Origin of the sequence: Sphingorhabdus profundilacus, from assembly GCF_009769755.1 — a bacterium.
GTDB lineage: Bacteria > Pseudomonadota > Alphaproteobacteria > Sphingomonadales > Sphingomonadaceae > Sphingorhabdus_B > Sphingorhabdus_B profundilacus.
Map to the genome: position 1 here is coordinate 967,210 of NZ_SDWJ01000002.1, position 19,281 is coordinate 986,490.

Here is a 19,281-nt window from a genome sequence, read left to right on the forward strand (position 1 = left end):
TGCCATGGACAGCAATGACGAAATCCCGACCGGTTCGCCCTTTCACAGCGGCGAAGTCGAACTGCAGCGCAAGCTGGGTGTCGCTGAACGGATGGAGCAATTTGGCCGCCGTGTCATTCGCGATCATATGCCCGAACAGCATCGCGACTTTTTCGAACAATTGCCGTTTGTGGTCGCTGGCACAGTTGATAGCCAAGGCGATGTCTGGGCGACAGTGTTGGCAGGCGCGCCCGGCTTCATGCAATCCCCCGCCCCCCGGCAGCTCACCATAAATGTGCCATATGATCCAAGCGATCCCGCGATCACGGGTCGGAAAGAAGGCGATGCCATCGGCTTGCTGGGGATTGAACTACACTCGCGCCGCCGCAACCGGATGAACGGGAATATCGGTGCGGTTTCGGAAAGTGGATTTACCGTCGAAGTGGAACATAGCTTCGGCAATTGCCCGCAATATATCCAGACCCGTAACTGGCACGCGCTTTCGCCGGAAGACCAAGCAACGCCAGCGACTGAACAGCTAACCGCTTTCGATGATGATGCCCGTGCCGCGATTTCAGCAGCCGACACTTTTTTCGTCGCATCCTATATTGATCTGGAAGATGGCCGCCGTCAGGTTGATGCTTCCCACCGCGGAGGTAAGCCAGGCTTTGTCCGCATCGGCGACGGTGATGTGCTCACAATTCCCGACTTTGCCGGGAATCTGCATTTCAACACATTGGGCAATTTTCTCCGCAACCCGCGCGCTGGACTGGTCTTTATCGACTTCAGCAATGGCGATATGTTGCATATGACGGGCAGCGCAGAAGTCATTTTGGAGTCTCCCGACATCTCGGCCTTTCAGGGTGCGGAGCGGCTGTGGACTTTTACGCCGCAAAAGATCGTCCGACGGAAAGCTGCATTCCCCTTGCGTTTCGACTTTCTGGATTGGTCGCCAAATTCGCTGATGACCGGCGACTGGGATCAAGCCGGGCAACGCCGGAAGGCGGCCGAGCAGGGATCGACATGGCGTCCGCTGAAGGTGAGCAAGATCGTCGATGAGAGCAGCGTGATCCGTTCCTTCTATCTGGAACCCGTCGACGATGCCGGGTTGATAGCCAATCTGGCCGGTCAACATTTACCCATCCGCGTCCAACCCGATCCCGATGCACCGGCAGTCATCCGCACCTACACTCTTTCTTCGGCGCCTTCTGATGGAACCTATCGGATCAGCGTGAAGAAGGAAGGCCTGGTTTCCAGCTATCTGCACGACCAGGTGACGGTCGGAAGCATCATCGATGCGCGTCCCCCCGCCGGCAATTTCACCATCGATGCTGGTGAGCGCCGTCCCGCGGTTCTCATGGCCGCAGGCGTCGGCATCACACCGATGTTGGCGATGCTCCGCCATATTGTTTATGAAGGTTTACGCACGCGCCATATCCGGCCCACAATCTTTTTCTATGCCGCACGCAATAAAGCGGAGCGTGCCTTTGACGATGAACTCGGTTCGCTCATAACAGCCGCTGGCGGTGCGGTGCGCGTCATCCGTTTGCTGGAAGATGGAGAAGGCGCAGAGCAGGGAATGGATTTTGAGGTCCTCGGCCGGGTCGACATGGACTTGCTGCGTGCAGCGCTTGGTTTCGACGATTACGACTTTCTGATGTGCGGTCCTCCGCCCTTCATGCAAGCGATTTACAATGGGTTGCGCGGACTGAACGTCACCGACCATCGGATCCATGCCGAAGCGTTCGCACCCGCGTCACTGAAACGCCAGGTCGAAACCACGCCCGGCGTCCAATTGGCCCCAGCGGCAATAAAGCCGGTCGCAGTGGCCTTTGCGGCCTCTGGCAAGGAAGCACGTTGGGCACCGGAGAGCGGGAGCTTGCTGGACCTCGCGGAATCACGCGGACTGACGCCGGAATTCAGCTGTCGGGGTGGAAGTTGCGGTACCTGCCGGACCAAGATCCTCGCAGGCGCGGTGACCTATGCCGAACAACCTGCATTCCAGACGGAAAGCGATGAGGCGTTAATCTGTTGCGCCGTTCCTGCCGCCGAAAATGGCGATGGGCCGGCACGACTAATACTCGAAATCTGAAACCCCCGAATTCAAAGGATATTTAACATGGCACTACATCAGCAATACGCGCTTGTGCGCAGCGAAGCGGGGTTTAATCTTGAACAGCAAAGTCAGGAATTGGGTGCGCTGCACCCTCGCCAACTACGAATAAAGGTTAAGGCTGCCAGCCTGAACTATCGGGATTTGCTCACCTTCAATGACCCAGCCGGGAGCAAAGACGGACTTGTACCTCTTTCAGATGCGGCTGGGGAGGTTGTTGAAATTGGCTCAAAGGTCCGCAAATGGAAAATCGGTGACCGCGTAAGCCCGGGCTTTTTCCCGGCTTGGACCGACGGGGCATTCTCACAAAGCCACCTATCCAACGCGCTTGGCGGAGGGCAGACGGACGGCGTGCTGAGTGAATTTATAACGGCCGACGAAGCGGCAGTCGTTGCTATTCCAGACCATTTGGGATTCCACGAAGCAGCCGCGCTCCCTTGTGCAGGTGTAACAGCATGGCATGCCTTGTTCGAGCGAGGCAAAATCCAGCCAGAACAGACCCTTTTGGTTCAAGGCACCGGCGGCGTTGCCCTGCTGGGTTTGCAACTGGCCACGGCAATCGGGGCACGGGTTATTGTCATTTCCTCTTCCGACGAAAAACTGGCGAGAGCAAAGGCCCTTGGTGCGTGGCAGACAATCAACTACAAGAGCCAACCCGATTGGGATCAGGTCGCCCTTGAGCTAACCGACGATCGCGGAGTTGACCATATTCTCGAACTTGGCGGGCCTTCGACCTATGACCGGTCTATCGCCGCAATCGCACCTGGAGGGCAAATAGCGCAAATCGGTGTTCTATCCGGTTTTGGTTCGCGTCCGGACATGACACCGCTCCAGTTCAAGAACGCCGCGGTGAACGGAATCTGTGTTGGCTCGGTCGCACATTATGCGAATTTGAATCGGTTTCTCAGGAAGCGCAGGATCCATCCGGTTATCGATGCCGATATTCCTTTCGACAACGCAGGCACGGCTTACGAAATGCTGCGTTCTGCTGGACATTTTGGGAAAATCACCATCTCTGTTGGGTGAAAATTACGGCACTCAATAATTGCATATATCGGAATAGTGAGTTCAATATTTCAACGGTTCTTTCATTTACCGATTTGCACCATAAGGGCTTCAGACAGTGAATATACTGCCGCTTCAAATGGAGAAACCCAATGATTTTGCTCATCACCGACTTTGATTACATTCGGACCATCGCCTGCTTGGCTTGATCCGATGAGCGGACGGCGCGCCCCTCCCCACCCCCTCCTGTGCGCCGTCCGCTACCTTTTCCAACCAAAGGAATTATCCATGTCACGTCCCCCGCTTCCCCCTTTCACCCAACAAACTGCAGCCGAAAAAGTGCGTCTTGCCGAAGACGGCTGGAACAGTCGGGATCCCGCTCGCGTTGCATTGGCGTACACCGCAGACAGCGCGTGGAGAAACCGCGCGGATTTTCTGAATGGTCGCGAAGCGATTGAAGCTTTCCTGACCCGCAAATGGTCGCGCGAACTGGATTACCGGCTGGTCAAAGAATTATGGGCCCATGACGGCAACCGCATCGCGGTCCGCTTTGCCTATGAGTATCGTGACGACAGCGGCAGCTGGTTTCGGGCCTATGGCAACGAGAATTGGGAGTTTGATGCCGATGGCCTGATGCGTCGGCGCATTGCCAGCATCAACGAGCATCCGATTTCGGAAGGCGAGCGCAAATTCCACTGGCTGCTTGGCCGTCGCCCCGATGACCATCCCGGTCTCTCGGAATTAGGATTTTAGAAAAAAGGATCGTTTCGAAAATGGCCAAATTTGTTCAAAATGTCGGAAACTACAGGGCTGAAAGTGCCTGGGGCGCGATGGATCTTGTAGAAATTGACGGAGTCAGCGTCAAACTGCATTGGACCGACAAGCCATATAAGTGGCACGAAAATGACGGTGCTGAAGCTTTTGTTGTACTGAACGGCGAAGTTGACATGCATTATATGGTCGACGGGTTAGAGCGCGTTGTGACGCTTGGGGCATCCGACATCTTCATTGCAGACATTGGCGACCGGCATGTCGCGCGACCTCGCGGCGAGGCCCGAATTTTGGTCGTAGAGCGAAATGGTTCTGAATGAGTTCAGAAATAGCGGCAGCTTTCATCGGCTTGACTGCGATTTACGCATCCCGGCCAGAGCGATCTCTGCCCTTGGAAAAGACAGGAAACCAACTATGCGAATGAATGCCCATTGCCTAAGCAAGGATCTGCGTTGGCAACGACGCTACTTCTTTTCCTGGATTGCCCTTGTCTTTTATGGCTGCGCGGCATTTTCTCTGGGCGAGACCGGCGCGCTTGCCATTACCGCCCAAGGCCTCTTTTTCCTTGCCGCTTTCTCGGTCATCCTGTGGCCGCTCTGCGCCTCGTTTCAGGTTCAATGCGACCGTTATGGGAACCCTAAAGAGGGTCGCAACCCATGATGGACGTATTTACCAGCCCCACCCCCAATGGCATTAAAGTGCCGATCGCTATGGAAGAACTGGGGATCGCTTATCGCTTCCACCGGGTCGACCTTAGCCGGGGTGGGGCGTCAGTACCGGAACTGCGTGCGATCAATCTGAATGCCAAAATTCCCGCCATTGTCGACAAGCTTGCCACGGCAGAATGGTTGAATGGCGAAAATAATTCGATTGCCGAAATTGTCCATTTTGCATGGCTCAGGTCGGCAAGCTACGCCAGCCTAACTCTTCCCCACTACAGCCACTTAAAGACATGGGTAGCCGGATCGAACGATGCCAGACCTGAAATCTTAACTGAAACGTCATGCCAAAAAGATTTCTAACTGAACGCCTGAAGCTGCACATTGAACTTGCGCTGGATCGGGACTGCACCTGCAAGAAAACGCTCGCACGACTGGACAGGCGCGCCGACCGGCTTGGCCTGACCGGCGCTGAAGTGGATGCCGCTCGGGACTTGCACAGTTTCGACATACGCATTGCCGCCGCAATAGATTTTGCCTGCGCTCTTGGTTCAGATGAACCAGTGCGCATTCACGCAGCCGTCGTCCGCGCGCTGATGGTTGGCTACAATATGCTTGAACTTAAGGAAGTCGCCAAACTCGCCTATGCCCGGGATTTAGGTATGGCGAAGCCAAAGGACCTGGAAATAAATCCGGAATTGCTTAGAAATTTAGCCCCGCACCAGCAACAATAGACTGCCGCGTTTCGTCCAAAAATGATCGCCCGTCATCGCAATGACTTCCTAATCGTGCTACCGCGCTCAGAGACCTGAACGGGTCTGACCGAACGGGGGTAGGTCAATGCGAAAACGGGTGCTGATTTTATTGGCCAATGGCTTTGAGGTCATGGAGGCTGGTTGTTTTACGGAAGTCTTTGGTTGGGCAAATATCTATGGTGACTCCCCATTTGACCAACTGTCTGTTGGCTTAGTAAGTCCCATTAAAACGACCTTCGGATTTGATGTTCTTCCCGAAAAGCTGTTGGCCGAAATCAATCCCGATGATTTTGATGCCTTAGTGATACCAGGTGGCTTCGAGGATGCAGGCTTTTATAAAGAGGCGCTGTCCGAACCATTTCTCGATATCATTCGCAACTTCGATAACCGGCAGGCACCGATAGCCGCAGTTTGCGTAGCTTCGATTGCGCTGGCGGCCGCCGGCATTCTCACGGGGAAAGAAGCAACCGTTTACCACCAACCGGGCGGTAAACGCAAAGCAGAGTTGGAGAGCTATGGAGCTGTCTTTGTCGACAAACCTCTCGTGATAGATGGCCATGTAATGAGTTCAACCGGGCCCGGAACTGGCATCGAGCTGGCTTTGAAGTTGCTGGAGATTCTGACGACAGCCGAATTTGCGGACGAAATACGGCAACGGATGCGGATTCCTAGCCCAACCCTTGCGTGGTATAAGACAGCTCAGGTTTGATCGCTGACGTAACTCAATCCCAATTTCAAGAGAACAGACTCCTATTCCCATGGGCTAATCAACCTCCACTTAGGGGTTTAAGATTATTCCATTAATCGGAATACATCATTTCTGATTAAAATGATTAACAGCAAATATTACAACTATTAATCTGTGCGCCTCTGGACCAACTCAATTGGAAACGAGCGGCTCGTCGCTGTTCATTGCTGAATTTGAAAATAGGAAAAACATCTTGAAACATTATTCGACTGTTATAGGCGCCGTCGCTCTAATCATCACAGGGATCGGGGCTTTCGCGGCGACCAGTGCCAAGCCAGACGCTGCGGCGCAATACACAGCATCAGGAGAGTTGATTTTTCCCGCAAACTACCGGGAATGGGTGTTCCTTACTTCGGGCGTGAATATGACTTACAGCGATCAGCCCAGCGGCATGGATCATGATATGGTCGATAATGTCTTCGTGGACCCGCAATCTTGGCAGGAATTCAAGAAGACGGGCCGGTGGCGCGACGGCACCGTGATGATCAAAGAGCCTCGTATGGGAGCGCGAGAAGGTTCGATTAGCAAGGGTGGCACGTTTCAAACCGAGGAATTGTTCGGCCTTGAAGTCCATGTAAAGGATTCCAAGCGCTTCAAGGACGGATGGGCGTTCTTCGTTCATAGTGGGCAGGAACCAGCCGAAGCGATCCCTGCGGATGCCGAGTGCTACTCGTGCCATAAAGCAAATGGCGCTGTCGACACAACTTTCGTACAATTCTATCCAACGGCAAAGCCTTTAGCGGAGAAGGCTGGAACCTTCGACGCCTCCAAGTAGCAGGCTGTGCAGTGCCGCGCGCTTGCGAGCCAGGTGGGAGTTTCCCCTGTTGCAACGACACGCGGCCTGTGTGGAGGGCGTAAAAGCCGGATCGGGTGAGAGTTAGCTGAACAAAAGGCAAATATTAGAGACAAGTTTCAATTGATGGAAAGTCCGGAAAGTTAGCGGGGCCGGAACAAGAAGCTATGTCCGCTTTGTTGTCGTGTCCTGATAGTCCGGTTTCGGTGTATCTTTCCGATTAGCTGACGTTTGACTGGCAGCGCGAACGTCGCCGGTGGATGGGTTAGTCGAGTTTGAGTCCGCCTAATAGGCACGATTAGGATCAGCATATACGTCCGAAAGCTAAGACTTCTTTTGTATTCCGCCAAACTCACGCGGAACGAACCAAGCATGGCTCATTTAGTAGCACCGGGGCGCATCAGCGACATGTCTCTTACTTGTCTCAATTCAGTATACCCTCCCGGCGCAGTGACATGAGACACCCAAACTGTCTCAATAGACTTGACTCCGCAATTTTGGGACACCATAGCTCAATGGTCTAAACTCATATGAGACAGGGGATGGTATGCTGATAGGTTATGCACGAGTTAGCTCGGTTGGTCAGTCTTTGGAGGTGCAGCTTGATGCTCTTCGCGAAGCTGGTTGTGAGAAGGTTTTCGCTGAGAAGAAAAGTGGAACGAGCACATCAGGTCGCGACGCTCTTGCTGAAGCGCTCGATTTCGTCAGAGACAGTTCTGACACGCTGGTTGTTACTCGGTTAGATCGCTTAGCTCGGTCAGCAGGTGACCTCCACGCTATCGTTGCTAAACTCTCGCACAAAGGTGTTGGGTTCAAGTGTCTGCAACAAGGCGGGATGGATACTTCCACCTCAACCGGCAAGCTGTTGCTTGGCGTGTTAGCATCAATCGCAGAGTTCGAAACCGACATCCGAAAAGAGCGTCAGCGTGAAGGAATTGATAAGGCTAAAGCTAACGGAGTTTATAAGGGCCGAAAGCCTTCTGTAGACACCGCTACGGTACGTGCACTGCATTCCGAGGGTATCGGGGCCAGCAGCATCGCAAAGCGCTTGGGGATAGGCAGGGCGAGCGTATACAGGGCATTGGGTGCTTGACGAAAGGAATGCCCTCAACAGGTTGCAACGTTGCTTGTATAATATCGCTACAAGCACGACCTTACCATCTGCACCTTAAGTGTTTTTACCTTTCCGTTTTTACCTTAACTGTTTTTGACTTTCTTTTTTCGACTTGTCGTTTTTGCCTTACCTAAAGTGTTTTCTATCCTACGACTGATACCGGCAGTGTCGCCTGTTGCCATGTACCAGCCGTAGAAACTCAAATTGATTGGGTGAACTTAAACAAGCACCTCATGCGGGATGAGGCACGTCTAAGATGGTCCAGCCACCTTTCAGGGTATAACCACCAAGTCCTTCGATGGTTGCATGAGCAACCGCATCGAGAAGTTGCTGCGGGTCACCTGATTGCTCGAACAGAGCCAGCCCTGCCCCGCTATATGAGGGTTCGTAATTATGGATGCTGTGCATCAGTCGTCCTGAAATGATCGATGCCCGGCCGGCAGTTTTCGCAAAGATTGCGATCTTAGTTGGCGCCATGCTTTGGTTTTCAATGTCAAAATAATATACGCTCATGATAATCTCGATTTATTGGCTCGCAGAATGTGCATTCAGCGACTGGTAGGTAGAATTCTAATGTGGGCGCTAAAGCTCTACGGTGCCGTCCAGACAACCCATTCCAAAGCTTCGGTGAGCCAGTGACCTTCTTCCGGGAAGGGCATACCTACGCCTCTTGTGCGAGCTTTTAGAAATGCTCGTACCGCACGGTTTGGTTTCCAGCCCGGACCGTCATCTACACGCTTAATATCGAATGGGTCGTCCTTTTGATCGATCAACTTTTTGAAAGACGCATATACGATTACCGCATCATCTGGGTCTCGTGCGAACACATACAATTCTGGAAGCTTTGTTGACTTCACGTAGAACATTTTCATTTTTCAATCTCACTTCTCGTTTCTGAAGAAACAGAGATAGCTTGACGAAGTTTGGAACGCGGGTGGCTTCGAGTTGGCAAATGATTTCAGAGGGAGAAGCGTTGAGCCTCCAAACGGAGCCTTCCGGCACACATGCTACCGTGTAACAATAAAACTTTCTAATCGTTAGTCGGACTTAGCCCGTCCCAGTCAAGCTGAACTGAGGCACGATATTCAGCCGCAGAAATGTCAGCAAAAGTAGTAACAACAAACTCAGGATCGGGATAGGCACCCGAAATCGATGCTTTTTTAGTGACGCGGTCGATGGCGTCGCTCCATTCCTTGGGCCACTCTTTAGGTAACGGCCCATCGCACAATATGTAAAATGTTAGGAAGCTTGGTGCATCCCAATTATCTGTCGAGACGCGTACTTCAACGATAGATTTTGCCAGTTCACCTTGAGCACTCTGCTTTTTGTATTTCTCCGATATCCATTCGGCAACTGGCCTGGCCACAGACTCGTTAAATTCGTCGGGAAATGCAAATCGGCCTCGGTGACGCCCAAGCGCGCGGCTAAGCATCAATTGCGACGCGTCGTTTGTACAACCACAAAGCCGTTCATTGCCCGCGATAACTTCCTTTTTTACCGTTGCGCAGCTATCGAGATCAATGGCTAAACCTTTTTCCATTAGGCCTGGAACTATAATTAGACGCGGCTTTTTATTTCTTAGAATTTGTTCAACTTCATCTGGGTCAACCGGAACCAAGGGAGCGACCTGAACATAAGGGCAATTGGCGATACTTTTAACAATGTCACATGTTTGGGAAACAATAGCGACGCCGTATTCTGCCAGCAAAAATTCTGCTTTAGTGTGCCCGTTTTCGCGAGCAACTACGACCGGCAAATGGAAAGGCGTCAGGATGATGTCACCCTGACGCCAGTCGATAAGTAGCGGCTGCTTCGATTCCCCGTTCAATGCTTACTCCGTGGTCAACGACCCAATGAGTCTATTCTGCCGATGCCGAGGAGGTGTATTATCTGAAATTAGAAGCGGGCCTACGCCACGGTCTATTGTTGATGTACGTCCTATCAACGCATTCCGAATCTTAAACTTAGGAAGATCAGCCATCGAGCGCACCTGTTCGAGTAAGTCCTGAATTTTCGCTTGATTATTGCCGCGAATTTTCCCGCCTTCTGTCCAGCTGTGGACCCGAGTACGGCTCACCCCTAGAAGACGAGCGATCTGAGACCACGTAAGGTCCGAAGTCATCTTGAGCTCAATGAGTGCATCCTTCGCGTTGATGCCATCTTTTTGCCTTGGGACCATTTGCGTTGAGGGCATTAATAGTTGGTACGCGCTGCCAATTGGTCGAACTTCTGCATTAGCAGGGGTACCAAGAGTCAGTGCGATACCGCCCAAAAGGCCGGCGACTGGAATTCTTTCGCTTTGAAGTGGCGCTTTCACCCGCACAAAATGTGGCTGGCTCTGATGGTAGCGCAGCAGCTGTTGAATCATTCACCTTCTCCATTCGGCATTGCCCAATAGTAAACTGCATGCAGTCTGCTTGCCAGTTTGCGCAATTGCTCTTCGATTGTCTTAGGGTCGAACTCAATCATATGGCTATTCGCTACATCAATGTCGAGATACCAAACTTTCTTATCTCGAGGACCGAACATTGATGGATCGTATGACGCATTAGGCGGCATCACGCCGCTCCGCATAATTAACTGACCTTCACTGGCTTCAAATGCCCAAAGTAGATCAGATAGCGTTAGCGCTGAATTCCCAGTAATACTGGTAAGCTGAGGCGCGCACACTCTCCGAGGATCCTCGTCGCCTTCAACTTCTGCCGTATTCAGGTAACGGACGCCCAGTCGCTGCACATGTGATGGGCCTATTGTTGATTGCAGGGCGTGGACTAACATACTCAAGCGCTCTACAAATTTTGGCCAACTGGAATAACCTGCACGATTACCTTCTAAAGAGAGAGAATCTTGTGTAAGTGCCACAGTCCAATTTCGGTCAATGTCTCGGTACAACCATTTGCGACGGTCCTCCTGGTCAGATCGAACACCAGCCTCACTTACATGCACATTCAAAAAGGTATCAATGGTATCCTCGAGTAAGGGATAATCCCGCCGGATGGCTTCCTGAAATGCAGCTGCAAGCTCGCCTCCTTTTACGCTTAACTGCGAGACAGGGGTGAACGATATAACCGCAATCGCACGCTCAAGCAGTGTCCGTCCTTTAAACGCCGGACGCGACGGGTCATCGTGTAGTGGGATGTCTACCATAAGTCTGTCCTAATTCGCTAGTGTAAAGTTAGTGTAAACTTTAGCAGCAAAGTTGCATTATGAGAAAACAATAAATCTTGCAAGTGCGTATGGGAAGCTGGGGTGGATTGGCTTGATGGAGCTCTGGGCCGAGCAAATTACAATGAAAAGTGTAGAGACTTATCCGATGTAACATGCAGGAAAACGTCGATTTGAAAAAGTGGTCAGTGAGACATGTCTCCAACCGAGGGCACAAATTAACCCGGCCACCTATGACTGTCGGTTCGCTGTGAAACAATTGCCAGCAATCTGTGATACATTGCTGTGATACATTGCTGTGATACAATGGTGCAAGCTACCACCGTAAGTCGTTGATATTATAGACTTGGTGACCCCTACGGGAATCGAACCCGTGTTTCAGCCGTGAAAGGGCCGCGTCCTAACCGCTAGACGAAGGGGCCAATCGCTTGGCGAGCCGCGCCTTTACGGATTCGATTTGCCTAGGTCAAGCCCAACATGACGCAAATTCAGTCTGCAAAGGCGATATCGTCGATATGGAGCTCGGCCTTGGGTGTCGATCCCCAATCATCGACTTTCGCGCGGCCAGTAATCCAGTATTTTTGTCCGCGTTTACCGTGCAGCAATTGTTGCCCCAGCAGGCTTTCACCTTGCCGGAATGCCATCGCCTTGAACGATGCCCCATCGTCCCCCGAAACGATCGCGCGCACATGGTCTTTGCCGACGATATCACATTTTATGATGCGAACAGGACCCGTCACAATCCGGGGTCCGGGCCAGCCCATGCCATATGGACCAGCAGCTTCCATGGCGTCGATGAAGGCCGGGTTCAGTCCGTGCGGGGACAATAGGGCATCGATCAGGACGGCGTTGCTAGAAGATGCACGTGCGACATCTGCCTCCAGACGCTGATCGAGCCAATCGGAAAGCGCTTCGATATTTTCCGCCTTCACAGTCAATCCTGCCGCCATCGCGTGTCCGCCGCCAGCCTCCAGTAATCCTGCCTCCCGCGCGGATATGATTGCCGCGCCCAAATCGACCCCGCCTATGGAGCGCCCGGACCCTTTGCCAGTTCCATTTTCGTCCAAAGCAATGATGATCGATGGCTTGCCTGTTTTCTCCTTGATCCGCCCTGCAACAATACCAATGACTCCCGGGTGCCACCCTTGACCCGCCAGCAAAACAACTGCCTTGTTATGCTGTCCCTGTATCATGGACTCTGCTTCGTCCTGGACAGCCGATTCAATGGCCCGCCGTTCTTCGTTCAATCGGTTCAGTTCCGACGCGATGGTGCGCGCCTCATCACGGTCCTCTGTCGTCAGCAAACGGACGCCAAGATCAGACTTGCCGACCCTGCCACCAGCGTTAATCCGGGGCCCCAAAGCAAAGCCAAGGTCGGAGCAGACCGGAGCACGATTGAGGCGGCTGGCCTCGATCAGGGCGGCAAGGCCGATATTGCGCCGACCAGCCATGACCTTTAACCCTTGGGCGACAAAGGCCCGGTTCAGCCCGCGCAGTTGCGCGACATCGGCCACTGTCCCAAGCGCTACAATATCCAATAGCTCGATCAACTTGGGTTCCGCCCGCCTTTCAAAAAATCCGCGAAGGCGCAAAACGCGAACGACGGCGGCGGCCAAAAGAAAGGCAACCCCGACCGCGGCGAGGTGCCCGTGGGATGCGGCTTCATCGCATTCGTCCAGTCGATTGGGATTGACCAATGCGAAAGCGGCAGGAAGCTGCACGGCACATTTGTGATGATCGACCACGATTACTTCAAGTCCGGCCGCTTTGGCTTGGGCCAAGGCATCATATGCCATCGCACCGCAATCAACGGTAACAATGAGGCGGCTACCGTCTGCGCCGATCCGCACCAGGGCTTCGCCAGAGGGTCCATAACCTTCCATCAGGCGATCAGGAATATAGTGGCCGGCCGCCAACCCCAAATCACGAAGCAGGCGGATTAACAGGGCGGCGCTGGTTGCGCCATCGACGTCATAATCGCCATATATAGTGACCTGTTCCTGTGCCTCGACGGCATCTGCCAGCCGTTCCGCCGCGATATCCATATCACTGAAAATTGAAGGATCGGGCATGAAGCCGCGAATAGTCGGTTCGCGGTGACGCTCGATATCGTCGCGCGGGACGCCGCGCGCCATTAACAATTGCGTGACAAGGTCATCGGGTTGAAAACCGGGGTCGCGGGCATCGACATCACCGCTGCGCCATTGCCAGCGTTGCCCGAGTATCGAATGCGTGATGTTGAGAACAGTTGACATGGACCTTCCCTATGCGGGGTTGCCAATGCTAGCAAGACGACATGAAAAGGCTGCTCATCATCTGGCATAGCCAAACCGGCGGATCGAAAGCTTTGGCGCAGGCGGCTGCTGAAGGTGCGGCTGCTTTTGACGCGATAGAGGCAAAATTGCTGTTTGCTGACGCAGCACAACCTGCACAAATGCTTCAATCAGATGCATATCTATTTGTTTTTCCAGAAAATCTGGCGGCCATCAGCGGTGTGATGAAGGCGTTTTTCGACCGGTGTTATTATCCGTGCCTCGGCAAGATTGAGGGGCGGCCTTATGCTATAATTGTGTGCGCCGGTTCCGACGGTAGCAATGCCGCGAGGCAAGCCGAGCGGATCGCAACCGGATGGCGGCTCAAGAAAGTCGCGGACCCGTTGATAGTTTGCACCAACGCGCAAACCGAAGCCGCGATATTAGGCTCCAAGACGATTTCCCCGGATGAGTTACGCAAAGCCGTTGATACCGGCGCACATATTGCGGCCGGAGTCGCCTTGGGAATTTTCTAACCTGGGATATTCCCCCGGCCATGTTCGCTCTTCACCCGGCGGACCGTACCGCTTGAGGCCCGCATCACGATGGTTTCGGTCGTAACACGACCATCTCTGAGTGTTTTCACGCCGTCAAGCAACGATCCGTCAGTCACGCCGGTCGCTGCAAATATGCAATCGCCTTTGGCCAATTCTTCAAGATCATATATCTTGTCCAGATCTTCGATACCCCATTTGCGGGCACGTTTGCGTTCATCATCATTTCGGAACAGCAAGCGACCCTTGAACTGACCACCGACGCAGCGCAGCGCAGCCGCAGCCAGCACACCTTCCGGGGCGCCGCCGGTACCCATATAAATATCGACCGTGGTATCAGGATTTGCGGTTGCGATAACGCCCGCGACATCGCCATCAGGGATCAACATGACACCGCAACCCAGCGCACGCAGTTCGGCGATCAGTTTTTCATGTCGTGGGCGGTCAAGGACGCAGACGATCAGTTCGCTGGGTTGAACGCCTTTTTCATTCGCAACGGCCGTTACATTTTGCGTGACTGTCCGGTCCAGGTTGACAATATCCTTGGAATAGCCGGGGCCAACCGCAATTTTGTCCATATAGACATCGGGTGCATTCAAAAGATTGCCCTCTTCGGCAACCGCCAGCACGGCAAGCGCATTTGGACCGGCCTTTGCAGTAATCGTCGTCCCCTCAAGCGGGTCCAGCGCAATATCGATGCGCGGGCCTTTGCCAATGGCCGATCCAACCTTTTCGCCGATGAAAAGCATCGGCGCCTCGTCCCGTTCGCCTTCGCCGATGACGACAGTACCGTCCATATATAGCCCGTTCAGGGCAGCGCGCATCGCCTCGACGGCTGCAGCGTCGGCGGCCTTTTCATCGCCCCGTCCGATAAGCTTTGCAGCCGCTATCGCCGCTGCTTCTGTTACGCGGACCATTTCGAGGACGAGCACTCGGTCGAGGATTTGGCTTGCTGCCGTCATTGGGTGTTCCTAGCTATTTTAAGTTCACGGTTCGTGTTGAATGCATGTCCAGCGTCGGGCATTGGCAGGTCGGGATTGCATTTTCGTTAAGCACGGCCCCAACAAATGTCGAGCTTGCTTGTCGGCGCGCTGGTAAATTAACTGCATATTGGTTCATTCTTCCAATATGTGCATGACCATCGGTTCGCCCATCAGGCTGTCCGACGTTGAGAGCGTTTCGAGTGTATCATCTATTGCGAGTTCTGGGCCGGCATGCGTTACCATGGCGATCAGAGCGGATCCATCATCGCTGGTTTCTGTCTGGATCAGGCTTTCAATGGATAAGCCTGCATCCCGCATGGCGGCTGTGATTTCAGCTAGCACGCCGACACGGTCAGCAACAATCATACGAACATAGGTTTTTCCGACACGATGGGCGGAGGCCGCACGCGGCAGTTTTTCCAGTTTGGACGAGGGCATTGAGAAAGCGGGGCCAGTTTCCTTGCGGGCAATGTCCACAAGATCGGCGACCACAGCCGATGCCGTAGGCCGGTCGCCTGCGCCTGCCCCTTGGAACAGCAGGCGGCCGGAAAAATTGCCTTCGGCCACGACGGCATTGGTCGCGCCTATAACATGGGCGAGCGGATGTGTAAGCGGAACAAGGCAGGGCTGGACACGCTGGAAAATTTCCGCAGAGCCATTTTCGCCATCAATTTCGGCAAGCCCGATAAGGCGTATGCGATAGCCCAGCGCTTTGGCCTGTGCGATGTCGGCGGCAAGGATTTTCCGGATACCGCGGGCTTCCACGCCGCCAAAATCAATTTGCGACCCAAAACTCAAAGATGCCAGGATCGACAATTTATGGGCCGCATCAATACCATCAATGTCGAAACCGGGGTCAGCCTCGGCAAATCCTTTGGCTTGGGCATCCGACAGCACGTCGGTAAAATCCAGGCCTTCTTTTTCCATTGTTGATAGGATGAAGTTGCAAGTGCCGTTCAATATTCCGTAGACCCGGTCGATCCGGTTTGCTGCGGCCCCATCGCGCAACCCTTGTATCACGGGAATACCGCCTGCCACCGCTGCTTCGAATTTCAGCGCGGCGCTTTTGCTCTCGGCGAGTGCTGCAAGTTCGGCGCCGTGATGCGCGATCATCGCCTTGTTTGCAGTGACCAATGCCCGCCCGTTAGAGAGAGTTTCGCGCGCCAGGGTAAGTGCCGGGCCGTCCGAGCCGCCAACCAGTTCGACGACGACATCAATGTCGCTTGCGGTCGCCAGCTCCCCCATATCGTCCACCCAGCGATAGGGAGACAGATCTACCCCCCGGTTTTTTGAACGGTCGCGGGCTGTCACCGCGACAATTTCAATCGCCCGCCCCGAACGCCTTGCAATGAGCGCGCTGTTCTCCTCAATCAACTGGATAACGCCGGTGCCTACAGTGCCAAGTCCAGCGAGCGCAATACGAAGAGGGGAGGACATAATGGTAATCAGGCTTTCTGCTAAAATGCGAGCATTGCGCGTGCGCTTAGGCGTTTCGAGCAGGAAATACCAGCCCAAGCTTGCCGCAAAGTTAGCAGCGCCTTATAGGCGGCCCATGAATACTTCCCCTATCTTGCTGGTGCTGGCCGGTAAACGCGATGGTAAGCTTGATCCCATGGCCGCTGATGCCGGGGTCAGTCATAAGTGCCGTGTTCCAATTTGTGGCAAGGCATTGCTGCAATGGGTATTGGAAGCAGCGATACCGGCTTTCCCTGACACCAAAATACTTGTTTCGATCCATGATCCCTCGGTGATCACAGATCTTCCGGCCGTTATCGAACTCGAAAAGACAGGTCGCCTGATAATCTGTCAGGCACAGGCAGGGATTGTGGAAAGCGTCGAATATGCCGCCAAACAGGCCGGGGATAGTGCATGGCCGATGGTGATTACGACTGCGGATAATGTGCTGGTAACCTCAGAATTGATGCGCGACGTCCATTCTGACGCCTTGGCAGGTGACGGGGATGCGGTTGTTGTACTGGCAACACGCGAAGCTATTCAGGCAGCGCATCCTGAGGGGCAACGCAGGTTTTATGAATTTTCTGATGCCGCTATTTCCAACTGCAACCTTTTCTGGCTTCGTAATGCGACGGCACTGAAAGCGGCTGAAGCATTTCGGCAGGGAGGGCAGTTTATTAAAACCAAAGGGCGCATTGCAAAATCGTTCGGAATCATCAACCTGATCCGGTTTCGGCTGGGATGGTGGAATCTGGATACAGCGTTCAAGGCGATATCGAGGGCGCTCGGCGCGCGTGTCGTCCCCTATATGACAACCGATGGCGCTTACGCGGTGGATGTCGATAACCCACGTACTTACGCAATTGCAGAGATTCTTTTGAAAGAGCGCAAACTATAGCGTAAGGACCACTTGAATGTCCTTAACGACAATCCCCTTAATTGACGATCTTCACGTCTGCCCGCCAGACTGGAATCCATGCCCGCGAACCCCGGCATTCGCCCATGACGGAAGCGCTTGTTAAACGGAAACTACTTCCGTCCCAAACCCAGCTTTCCGAAGACCCGCAATCGCCAAGACCACGGCCTTTGGCATAGCTGCTGATGGTTTGCTTGGCGGCATCCCAATCTGCATTTACGAGCAGCGGAATTTTGCTATCTGCACTGAAACCGGTCGCGCCAAAATCAAATTTTGCCGGTTCAAATTTCCAGTTGCCCGTCTGATCGCGCCGGCCCACATAAATGCCGGACGAAAAATTATAGGCACCTGCGCCGCAATTCAGCATGACCATGGCTAATGGTCCCTGCCCGCTTTCCCCTAAGCTATACGCAGTATCCTGCGTTGAACCAAAGCGCTCTTCTGCACAGGGGCTGGCCTCAGACAGGGCGACTAGCGAGGTTGCATCGGGCAAAACATCGGTGGGGACCATTTTTCTGATTTGTAAAACAGGATAGTTGGCCATTTTCGCTGCTACCTTCTTGGAGCCCAGGGCGATAACTGCACTTCGCGAACCCGCACGCCCCTGCTCAGCGTCCAGATAACGTAGCGCCGCTGCGACGCCCGATAATGACGCAACACCTAATTTGTTGCCGCTGCCATCTGCAAGCTGGATCAGGGTACCTTTCGCCATTGCACGCGCAATTTTCAGCCCCTCTGCGCCCACGAATCTGATGGATTCGCCGCCAATCGTTATTGAACCATTGTGGATGACCTTACCGTCGATGAGAATGCGATAGCGATTGGTCTTTGCCGTAAAACCGGCGACCTCAATGGTCAAAGGGGCCTGCGTCCCTGCGGCCCGTGTGACAACCACCGATAGCCCGTCATCCCATGGGCCGTCGGGCATCAAGGCAACGGCCTGACAGGCAAAACCATTATCACAACCCACCGTCCAATCTTTGAAGGTTGCGGTTTTTCCGGGCGTCGGGGAAAGGCCCGTTGCTTGGGCAGCGACGGCTGTGACTAGCAATATTGACGTGATAATTGCCCTGAACATGGGGGCAGGCTAGCTCTTTTGCGATGCCTAGGCTAGGGGCTTTCGGTCTCGGTTGAAATGGAGAAAATCATGCGCGCAGTGGGTGTTGTCGGAGCTGGTCAGATGGGGGCAGGTATTGCCCAGGTTAGCGCAGGCGCAGGTTATCATGTCTATCTGTCCGACGTTGACCTTGCGCGGGCAGAGGCAGGCAAGGCCGGTATTGCGAAGGCATTGGAAAGACTGGTCTCCAAGGGGAAAATGACTCAGGATCTGGCTGATGCCTGCCTTTCCCGGATCGAACCAGTGGCAAGCTATGCCCCGATGGCCGAGGCCCAATTGATAATCGAGGCGGCCACCGAGCGCGAGGAGGTCAAGCGCAAGATTTTCGAATCAATTGGCGCAATTCTTGACGAGAACGCTGTTTTGGCGTCGAACACATCGTCGATCCCGATCACCCGGCTCGCCCAATCGTCGCCGGATCCGGCCCGATTTATCGGCGTTCATTTTTTTAATCCCGTTCCGGTAATGGGTCTGATCGAAATCATTCGCGGCCTTGCGACAAGCGACGAAACCGTCGGCGTCGTGCGTCGATATGGCGAAACTTTGGGCAAGCAGCTTGTGTTTGCCAATGATGCGCCCGGTTTTATCGTCAACCGCATTTTGATGCCGATGATAAATGAAGCCTGCTTCGCACTGGGTGAAGGTGTGGCGACGGTCGCTGATATCGATACCGCCTGCCAGCTCGGCCTGAATCATCCGATGGGTCCTTTGACATTGGCCGATTTCATCGGGCTTGATACGTGCCTCGAAATCACCAACGTCCTTTTCAGGACAACCGGCGATCCAAAATTCCGTCCAGCCCCCTTGTTGCAAAAATATGTGGAAGCCGGATGGTATGGCCGCAAGGCGAAGCGGGGCTTTTACGATTATTCAGAGACCATCCCGGTTCCGACCCGCTAGGG

22 protein-coding genes and 1 tRNA gene are annotated in these 19,281 nt (G+C 53.7%); 13 read left to right on the forward strand and 10 right to left on the reverse strand.

Going from position 1 to position 19,281, the window contains the following annotated elements; translation table 11 throughout:
* The first annotated feature begins 4 nt into the window (after positions 1–4).
* The 10 genes from EUU23_RS12370 (at position 5) to EUU23_RS12415 (ending at position 7,916) form a co-directional block, all read left to right on the forward strand.
* Positions 5–2,071 carry a 2Fe-2S iron-sulfur cluster-binding protein gene (locus EUU23_RS12370; RefSeq protein ID WP_160354384.1) on the forward strand — a complete coding sequence of 689 codons (2,067 nt, stop codon included), beginning with the start codon at positions 5–7 and terminating at the stop codon, positions 2,069–2,071.
* Positions 2,072–2,098: 27 nt separating this feature from the next.
* On the forward strand, positions 2,099–3,118 hold the full coding sequence (locus EUU23_RS12375; RefSeq protein WP_160354385.1) for a zinc-dependent alcohol dehydrogenase family protein: 1,020 nt from the start codon (positions 2,099–2,101) through the stop codon (positions 3,116–3,118).
* Positions 3,119–3,385: 267 nt separating this feature from the next.
* On the forward strand, positions 3,386–3,850 hold the full coding sequence (locus EUU23_RS12380) for a nuclear transport factor 2 family protein (RefSeq protein ID WP_160354386.1): 465 nt from the start codon (positions 3,386–3,388) through the stop codon (positions 3,848–3,850).
* Between the two features lie 20 nt (positions 3,851–3,870).
* Positions 3,871–4,188 carry a cupin gene (locus EUU23_RS12385; protein WP_160354387.1) on the forward strand — a complete coding sequence of 106 codons (318 nt, stop codon included), beginning with the start codon at positions 3,871–3,873 and terminating at the stop codon, positions 4,186–4,188.
* Positions 4,175–4,528 carry a hypothetical protein gene (locus EUU23_RS12390; protein WP_160354388.1) on the forward strand — a complete coding sequence of 118 codons (354 nt, stop codon included), beginning with the start codon at positions 4,175–4,177 and terminating at the stop codon, positions 4,526–4,528. Before EUU23_RS12385 ends, EUU23_RS12390 begins: the two co-directional genes overlap by 14 nt.
* Entirely contained in the window at positions 4,525–4,890 is a 366-nt protein-coding gene (locus EUU23_RS12395) for a glutathione S-transferase family protein (RefSeq protein WP_160354389.1), read from the forward strand. Before EUU23_RS12390 ends, EUU23_RS12395 begins: the two co-directional genes overlap by 4 nt.
* A complete protein-coding gene (locus EUU23_RS12400) occupies positions 4,872–5,261 on the forward strand; it encodes a hypothetical protein (protein ID WP_160354390.1) in 390 nt (129 codons plus the stop codon). Before EUU23_RS12395 ends, EUU23_RS12400 begins: the two co-directional genes overlap by 19 nt.
* Before the next feature lie 106 nt (positions 5,262–5,367).
* Positions 5,368–5,991 carry a DJ-1/PfpI family protein gene (locus EUU23_RS12405; protein WP_160354391.1) on the forward strand — a complete coding sequence of 208 codons (624 nt, stop codon included), beginning with the start codon at positions 5,368–5,370 and terminating at the stop codon, positions 5,989–5,991.
* A 175-nt stretch (positions 5,992–6,166) separates the two neighbouring features.
* Positions 6,167–6,805, forward strand: coding sequence for a cytochrome P460 family protein (locus tag EUU23_RS12410; RefSeq protein ID WP_246156450.1), 639 nt, complete (start codon positions 6,167–6,169; stop codon positions 6,803–6,805).
* 565 nt (positions 6,806–7,370) lie between these two features.
* Positions 7,371–7,916 (forward strand): recombinase family protein, encoded by a 546-nt coding sequence (locus tag EUU23_RS12415; protein WP_160354392.1) that lies wholly within the window; start codon positions 7,371–7,373, stop codon positions 7,914–7,916.
* Positions 7,917–8,168: 252 nt separating this feature from the next.
* On the opposite strand, the gene EUU23_RS12420 is transcribed toward EUU23_RS12415, so the two are convergent.
* The 7 genes from EUU23_RS12420 to recJ form a co-directional block, all read right to left on the reverse strand.
* Entirely contained in the window at positions 8,169–8,414 is a 246-nt protein-coding gene (locus tag EUU23_RS12420) for a hypothetical protein (RefSeq protein WP_218939604.1), read from the reverse strand.
* A gap of 113 nt (positions 8,415–8,527) precedes the next feature.
* Positions 8,528–8,809: a hypothetical protein gene (locus EUU23_RS12425; RefSeq protein ID WP_160354394.1), complete on the reverse strand. Its 282-nt coding sequence runs from the start codon at positions 8,807–8,809 to the stop codon at positions 8,528–8,530.
* Between the two features lie 158 nt (positions 8,810–8,967).
* Positions 8,968–9,765, reverse strand: coding sequence for a hypothetical protein (locus tag EUU23_RS12430; RefSeq protein WP_160354395.1), 798 nt, complete (start codon positions 9,763–9,765; stop codon positions 8,968–8,970).
* A 3-nt stretch (positions 9,766–9,768) separates the two neighbouring features.
* A complete protein-coding gene (locus tag EUU23_RS12435) occupies positions 9,769–10,305 on the reverse strand; it encodes a hypothetical protein (RefSeq protein WP_160354396.1) in 537 nt (178 codons plus the stop codon).
* A complete protein-coding gene (locus tag EUU23_RS12440) occupies positions 10,302–11,084 on the reverse strand; it encodes a TIGR04255 family protein (protein WP_160354397.1) in 783 nt (260 codons plus the stop codon). The genes EUU23_RS12435 and EUU23_RS12440 overlap by 4 nt, the downstream gene beginning before the upstream one ends.
* 365 nt (positions 11,085–11,449) lie before the next feature.
* Positions 11,450–11,524 (reverse strand) — tRNA-Glu (locus EUU23_RS12445).
* 66 nt (positions 11,525–11,590) lie between these two features.
* Positions 11,591–13,357, reverse strand: a complete 1,767-nt coding sequence (gene recJ, locus EUU23_RS12450; RefSeq protein ID WP_160354398.1) for a single-stranded-DNA-specific exonuclease RecJ — start codon at positions 13,355–13,357, stop codon at positions 11,591–11,593.
* Positions 13,358–13,398: 41 nt separating this feature from the next.
* Between recJ and EUU23_RS12455 the strand changes: the two genes are divergently transcribed.
* On the forward strand, positions 13,399–13,890 hold the full coding sequence (locus EUU23_RS12455; RefSeq protein ID WP_160354399.1) for a flavodoxin family protein: 492 nt from the start codon (positions 13,399–13,401) through the stop codon (positions 13,888–13,890).
* Here EUU23_RS12455 and glpX read toward each other — a convergent pair.
* The gene (gene glpX / locus EUU23_RS12460) at positions 13,887–14,870 is read right to left on the reverse strand and encodes a class II fructose-bisphosphatase (protein ID WP_160354400.1); all 984 of its coding nucleotides are present in this window, start codon (positions 14,868–14,870) and stop codon (positions 13,887–13,889) included. The genes EUU23_RS12455 and glpX overlap by 4 nt on opposite strands.
* A 153-nt stretch (positions 14,871–15,023) precedes the next feature.
* Positions 15,024–16,328, reverse strand: a complete 1,305-nt coding sequence (locus tag EUU23_RS12465; RefSeq protein ID WP_160354401.1) for a homoserine dehydrogenase — start codon at positions 16,326–16,328, stop codon at positions 15,024–15,026.
* Positions 16,329–16,443: 115 nt separating this feature from the next.
* Between EUU23_RS12465 and EUU23_RS12470 the strand changes: the two genes are divergently transcribed.
* Positions 16,444–17,244 (forward strand): NTP transferase domain-containing protein, encoded by an 801-nt coding sequence (locus EUU23_RS12470; RefSeq protein ID WP_160354402.1) that lies wholly within the window; start codon positions 16,444–16,446, stop codon positions 17,242–17,244.
* Positions 17,245–17,281: 37 nt separating this feature from the next.
* Here the strand turns inward: EUU23_RS12470 and EUU23_RS12475 are convergent, their stop codons facing one another.
* On the reverse strand, positions 17,282–18,340 hold the full coding sequence (locus EUU23_RS12475) for a DUF1176 domain-containing protein (RefSeq protein WP_160354403.1): 1,059 nt from the start codon (positions 18,338–18,340) through the stop codon (positions 17,282–17,284).
* A gap of 69 nt (positions 18,341–18,409) precedes the next feature.
* On the opposite strand from EUU23_RS12475, the gene EUU23_RS12480 reads away from it, so the two are divergent.
* Positions 18,410–19,279: a 3-hydroxyacyl-CoA dehydrogenase NAD-binding domain-containing protein gene (locus EUU23_RS12480; protein ID WP_160354404.1), complete on the forward strand. Its 870-nt coding sequence runs from the start codon at positions 18,410–18,412 to the stop codon at positions 19,277–19,279.
* The last annotated feature ends 2 nt before the right edge of the window (positions 19,280–19,281 follow it).

What these genes read in the sequence shown, in the direction of transcription:
- EUU23_RS12455 (WP_160354399.1), top strand. Translation starts at nt 13,399, where the DNA reads ATGAAAAGGCTGCTCATCATCTGGCATAGCCAAACCGGCGGATCGAAA.
- EUU23_RS12475 (WP_160354403.1), bottom strand. Translation starts at nt 18,340, where the DNA reads ATGTTCAGGGCAATTATCACGTCAATATTGCTAGTCACAGCCGTCGCT.
- recJ (WP_160354398.1), bottom strand. Translation starts at nt 13,357, where the DNA reads ATGTCAACTGTTCTCAACATCACGCATTCGATACTCGGGCAACGCTGG.
- EUU23_RS12480 (WP_160354404.1), top strand. Translation starts at nt 18,410, where the DNA reads ATGCGCGCAGTGGGTGTTGTCGGAGCTGGTCAGATGGGGGCAGGTATT.
- EUU23_RS12435 (WP_160354396.1), bottom strand. Translation starts at nt 10,305, where the DNA reads ATGATTCAACAGCTGCTGCGCTACCATCAGAGCCAGCCACATTTTGTG.
- EUU23_RS12425 (WP_160354394.1), bottom strand. Translation starts at nt 8,809, where the DNA reads ATGAAAATGTTCTACGTGAAGTCAACAAAGCTTCCAGAATTGTATGTG.
- EUU23_RS12470 (WP_160354402.1), top strand. Translation starts at nt 16,444, where the DNA reads ATGAATACTTCCCCTATCTTGCTGGTGCTGGCCGGTAAACGCGATGGT.
- EUU23_RS12370 (WP_160354384.1), top strand. Translation starts at nt 5, where the DNA reads ATGGACAGCAATGACGAAATCCCGACCGGTTCGCCCTTTCACAGCGGC.
- EUU23_RS12400 (WP_160354390.1), top strand. Translation starts at nt 4,872, where the DNA reads ATGCCAAAAAGATTTCTAACTGAACGCCTGAAGCTGCACATTGAACTT.
- EUU23_RS12390 (WP_160354388.1), top strand. Translation starts at nt 4,175, where the DNA reads ATGGTTCTGAATGAGTTCAGAAATAGCGGCAGCTTTCATCGGCTTGAC.
- EUU23_RS12420 (WP_218939604.1), bottom strand. Translation starts at nt 8,414, where the DNA reads ATGGCGCCAACTAAGATCGCAATCTTTGCGAAAACTGCCGGCCGGGCA.
- EUU23_RS12405 (WP_160354391.1), top strand. Translation starts at nt 5,368, where the DNA reads ATGCGAAAACGGGTGCTGATTTTATTGGCCAATGGCTTTGAGGTCATG.
- EUU23_RS12440 (WP_160354397.1), bottom strand. Translation starts at nt 11,084, where the DNA reads ATGGTAGACATCCCACTACACGATGACCCGTCGCGTCCGGCGTTTAAA.
- EUU23_RS12380 (WP_160354386.1), top strand. Translation starts at nt 3,386, where the DNA reads ATGTCACGTCCCCCGCTTCCCCCTTTCACCCAACAAACTGCAGCCGAA.
- EUU23_RS12395 (WP_160354389.1), top strand. Translation starts at nt 4,525, where the DNA reads ATGATGGACGTATTTACCAGCCCCACCCCCAATGGCATTAAAGTGCCG.
- EUU23_RS12415 (WP_160354392.1), top strand. Translation starts at nt 7,371, where the DNA reads ATGCTGATAGGTTATGCACGAGTTAGCTCGGTTGGTCAGTCTTTGGAG.
- EUU23_RS12465 (WP_160354401.1), bottom strand. Translation starts at nt 16,328, where the DNA reads ATGTCCTCCCCTCTTCGTATTGCGCTCGCTGGACTTGGCACTGTAGGC.
- EUU23_RS12385 (WP_160354387.1), top strand. Translation starts at nt 3,871, where the DNA reads ATGGCCAAATTTGTTCAAAATGTCGGAAACTACAGGGCTGAAAGTGCC.
- glpX (WP_160354400.1), bottom strand. Translation starts at nt 14,870, where the DNA reads ATGACGGCAGCAAGCCAAATCCTCGACCGAGTGCTCGTCCTCGAAATG.
- EUU23_RS12375 (WP_160354385.1), top strand. Translation starts at nt 2,099, where the DNA reads ATGGCACTACATCAGCAATACGCGCTTGTGCGCAGCGAAGCGGGGTTT.